A 4171-nucleotide genomic window follows, 5' to 3' on the forward strand; every position below is an offset into this window, starting at 1 on the left:
TTCCGGTTCACCGCCTCGCTTCCCCGGTGCATGGCGATCATCTCCCCCGCCGAATCGGTCAGCGACAGGATAACGGAGGCGTTGCCCGTATCGAGCAGATTCTCAAAATAATGCCGGGGAATGCCGATGAACAGGGTGCCCAGCTTCTCATGATTGCGCGTATCGAAGATGAAACGGGCGGCATAGTAGTATTCCGGCACAGAACCGCTTTCCCGGTAGGGAAACCACTGGAGCACCGTCTCTTCCCCCAGGCTCAGCCTGCCGCTCTCCCGGAGGAAAGCATCCGGCACCTTCGAGAACACGGGGCGGTCCAGATTGCCCATAATAATCCGGTTGTTCCGGTTGACGATCATAATCTCAAGATCCGCATCGAGAGCCTGGATCGTGAGGATGCCGCCTATCGATTTTAATTTGGCTTGATGAATGTAGGACTTGTAATCACCGAAGCTCTCGGCGTTCGTCAGGTAGCGCAGACTGTTCAGGACTTCGGGATCATAGGTTTCGGAGAGATAGAGCGATGCGAAGGAAATGTTATCGATCGTTTTTTCGATCTGATTGGCGATGACGGTGATGGTCTCTTCATTCGTGCGAAGGATCTTGTCGCTTACGTTCTGCCTTACGGACAGGTATGACCAGAAGGTCACGGCGGCAAAAGGCAGCAGAATCAGGGTCAGAAACGAGAATTGCAGCTTGCGATGATAGGAGAAACGGTTCATCCAATGCATTGCGGGTCATCCTTCTCCCGGAGTATCGTTATACTGCCATTATACCCCCTGATTGCGCGCCAGTATGACATTTCTGTTAAAATCGTCCCGAAAAATCATTCCGCAAGGCACAGACGACTTCGAAACCGGCCTGCGGGGGGATTTGCGGGATACCCGGGCGGGATTAATTACCGGGAATACGGCCGTTTACTTGTTGGCGGCGACTACCTTTTCAACTTCCGCCGTCATTTCCGCTTTGACATCATCAAATTTGCGGTTATCAAGCATATAGCTGGCGAAGGAATTTTCAACAATGGTCTTCAGCTGGCTGCCATAGGGAACGGTAAAGGTGCCCTCCGGCATTTTGTTGCGGCTGTCGAACAAGGTTTTGGCGAGCGAGTCGGTATCGATGAGGTTTTTGTTCTCGCTAAAAAATTGCTCCAGCAGCGCCTTGCCGTCAACATTTTTCAGCGCCGGAATTTCCTTCGTGTACTTGTAGGATTCCTTCGTCATCCACCGGATGAAGTCATACGCCGCCTGCTTGTGCGCCGACTTGGCGCCAACCGCCAGGCCGCCGCCGGAAATGTTCGTCATGCCGACATCGGTTGCATCAACCGAACGGGGGAGCGGAGCGTATACCATCTGAAAATCATGCGGGAATTTCTCCAGATTGAGACCCGCCCGGACGGCGTAGCTCGGAACGGCCAGCATGCTGGCTTTGCCGGCAAAAAACTGCTGCAGCACATGATAGTTCGAGGCCAGCACATCCGCGTAAGGCTCCACGCTCTTGTCTTCCTTCTCCATGGCGCGGCGGAGATTGAAGAAGTAACTGAAGGACGGGTCATCGAAGATCGGGTTCAGGCCTTTGTCCAGCTGCGGATTCGGATGCTCGGTGTACGCGGTGATGTTCGCGTATTCGCCCCAGGTGTGAAAATAAGTCCCGTAATGATCCGGGGTCGTCAGCTTTTTGGCGTAATCGCGGAAGTCGTCCCAGGTCCAGCCCATTTCCGGCAGCGAAAGTCCGGCCTCATCCAGATGCTGTTTGTTGAAGACCGTAAACCACTGCGTCGAGGAACCCATCAGCCCGTAAATTTGGTTATCCAGCTTGAGCACCTTGAAATATTCATCCTCCGGCTTGACGCCCTCGGCCTCAAAATACGAGTTAAGCGGTTCCACAACTCCGCGCGAAGCCCGTTCCATCAATTCCTCCTCATTCCCAGTCATGAAAGCGTCTACAATTTCTCCCCCGGCAACAAGAACATCGAGCTTCTTCAGGAACTCCGTGCTGTCGCTGTTCTGGACAAGCGAAATATATTCCACCTCGACCTTATCCTGCGACTGGTTATAGGCTTGAACCGCCTGGTAGGTCGGCTCCTCCGGTTTATTGGACTTGAAGGTGTAAAATTTGATCTTCTCTTTCTCCCCGGGTGTCTTCGTCTGGGTTGCTGCGGCAGGATCGGCGGCGGACCCTTTGTCGCTCGCGGCCGGAGCATTTCCGCTTCCGGAACATGCGGTTACCGAGAACGTCAGCAGCAGGCTGGCCAACCATAGTGCAGGCTTCTTCATACCATTTCCCCCTTCAGTTGGTTGATGCAATTTCATTATACACCCACGCCGTCCCGGGCACCGTGTACAGTCTTGCGGTGGGGGCGTAGACATTTTTGACTTTGCTGCGGCGAAAGTCCCGACGTATCAGGTCCCTCCGTTTCACCCCTTGACCCCGCCGATGGAAATGCCCTTGATCACCTGCTTCTGCAGCACCAGGAACAGCACAAGCAGCGGAATAATGGCCGCGAGCGAAGCCATCATCATGACCGAAATCGTGGTTCCGAACTCCTCCTTGAAGAACTGCATGCCGAGCGGAATTGTATACAGATTGGGCGAATTCAGCATGATCAGCGGTCCCTGGTAGTCATTCCAGGTCCAGATGAATTTGATGATGCCGACGGTGGCGAGAATGGGACGGCTGAGGGGCAGCATGACGCTCCAGAAGATGCGGTAAAATCCGGCGCCGTCCAGCTCGGCCGCTTCCAGCAGATCATTGTGAACCCCGATCATGAACTGCCGGAGCAAAAAGGTGAAATAGCTGGAGAACATGCCCATCAGAATGAGCGCGGCGTGTGTATCGTACAGTCCCATTTCCTTGATCATGATATAACGGGGAACGAGCGTCGCCTGCTCCGGAATCATCATAAAGGCCATCATCGCGCTGAAGACGAGCCCTTTTCCCGTAAATTTCAGCTTGGACAGCGCATAGCCGGCCATGGCGGAGACGAGGAGCGTCGCCAGCGTGGAGATCAGGGCGATTTTGACCGAGTTCATATAAAAGAGACCGAAGGAGACGTCCCCCATCCAGACCGTCTTGAAGTTTTGAACAAAATTCCAATCGTCAGGAATCCACTGAATCGGAAACGTCCAGACCTCTTTCTCCGTCTTGGAGGCGGCGGACATCATCCAGACCAGCGGCAGCAGGAAGAAGACCGACAGAGCGCCGAACAGCGCCGTCAGCACGACAGGACCGAGCTTGATTTTTCGTATCGTCATATGCGCTTATGTCCTTTCTTGGATATCATTTCGAAGCTTAATAATGCACCTTCCGGGTCTGGGTGATCCAGGTCAGCGAAGTCACAAGCATGATGATGAGGAACAGCACCCAGGACATCGCCGAGGCGTAGCCCATCCGGAAATGCTGGAACCCCTCCTCGTAAATCTGGTATACAATCACCGTGCTGGAGTAATTGGGTCCGCCATTTGTGAGGAACTTGATCATGTCGAATACCTTGAACGAAGAGATGGTGCTGGTAATCGCCAGAAAAAAAGTCGTCGGCCCGAGCAGCGGCAGCGTGATCCGCCGAAACTGCTGAAAGCCGGACGCGCCGTCGATCGTCGCCGCCTCGTAAAGCTCATCGGGAATATTGGTCATTCCCGCCAGAAAAATGATGATCTGGTATCCGAGCAACTGCCAGACATAGATCACCATAATTGCGACGAGCGACCAGCTTGTGTCCACCAGCCAGCGGGGCGGATCAGAGAGGCCAAGCTGAATCAGGAGCTGGTTGAGCGGTCCCTTGGACGGATGGTAGAGCGCCGACCACACTGCGGAAACCGCGACCGTCGAACAAATATAGGGAACGAAGAACGCCACCTTGAAATAAGTCTTGAAATACAATTTCTTGTGGATGATCGCCGCCAGGACAACGCCCAGCAGCATCGTGGCCGGCACGGTGCCGACGGTGAAGCCGATGTTGTTCTTCAGCGCCCTAAGGAACCGGCCGTCCCGGAACAGCTCGGCGAAGTTATCAAGTCCGATAAACTTGATCGCGGACAGGCCGCCGACCAGGTTCCACTCGGTCAGACTGAGGCCCAGGCTGAAGACCAGCGGAAATACGGCAAGCACGAGCATGCCGATCACCTCGGGCGCGATGAACAGCCAGCCGGCCAGCTGTTCGCGCCGCCGGCGGGGGCAC

4 protein-coding genes are annotated in these 4171 nt (G+C 54.7%); all 4 read right to left on the minus strand.

Going from position 1 to position 4171, the window contains the following annotated elements:
- Nucleotides 1–725 (minus strand): hypothetical protein (locus L692_RS0123880; protein ID WP_025702463.1); only part of this gene is annotated, 725 nt, incomplete at its 3' end.
- Nucleotides 726–911: 186 nt separating this feature from the next.
- Nucleotides 912–2270, minus strand: a complete 1359-nt coding sequence (locus L692_RS0123885) for an ABC transporter substrate-binding protein (RefSeq protein ID WP_025702464.1) — start codon at nucleotides 2268–2270, stop codon at nucleotides 912–914.
- A 141-nt stretch (nucleotides 2271–2411) separates the two neighbouring features.
- Complete coding sequence (locus L692_RS0123890) at nucleotides 2412–3248, minus strand: carbohydrate ABC transporter permease (protein WP_025702465.1); 837 nt, start codon at nucleotides 3246–3248, stop codon at nucleotides 2412–2414.
- Between the two features lie 37 nt (nucleotides 3249–3285).
- Nucleotides 3286–4171 (minus strand): carbohydrate ABC transporter permease (locus L692_RS0123895; protein WP_025702466.1); only part of this gene is annotated, 886 nt, incomplete at its 5' end.

Source organism: Paenibacillus forsythiae T98 (genome assembly GCF_000520735.1).
GTDB lineage: Bacteria > Bacillota > Bacilli > Paenibacillales > Paenibacillaceae > Paenibacillus_AQ > Paenibacillus_AQ forsythiae.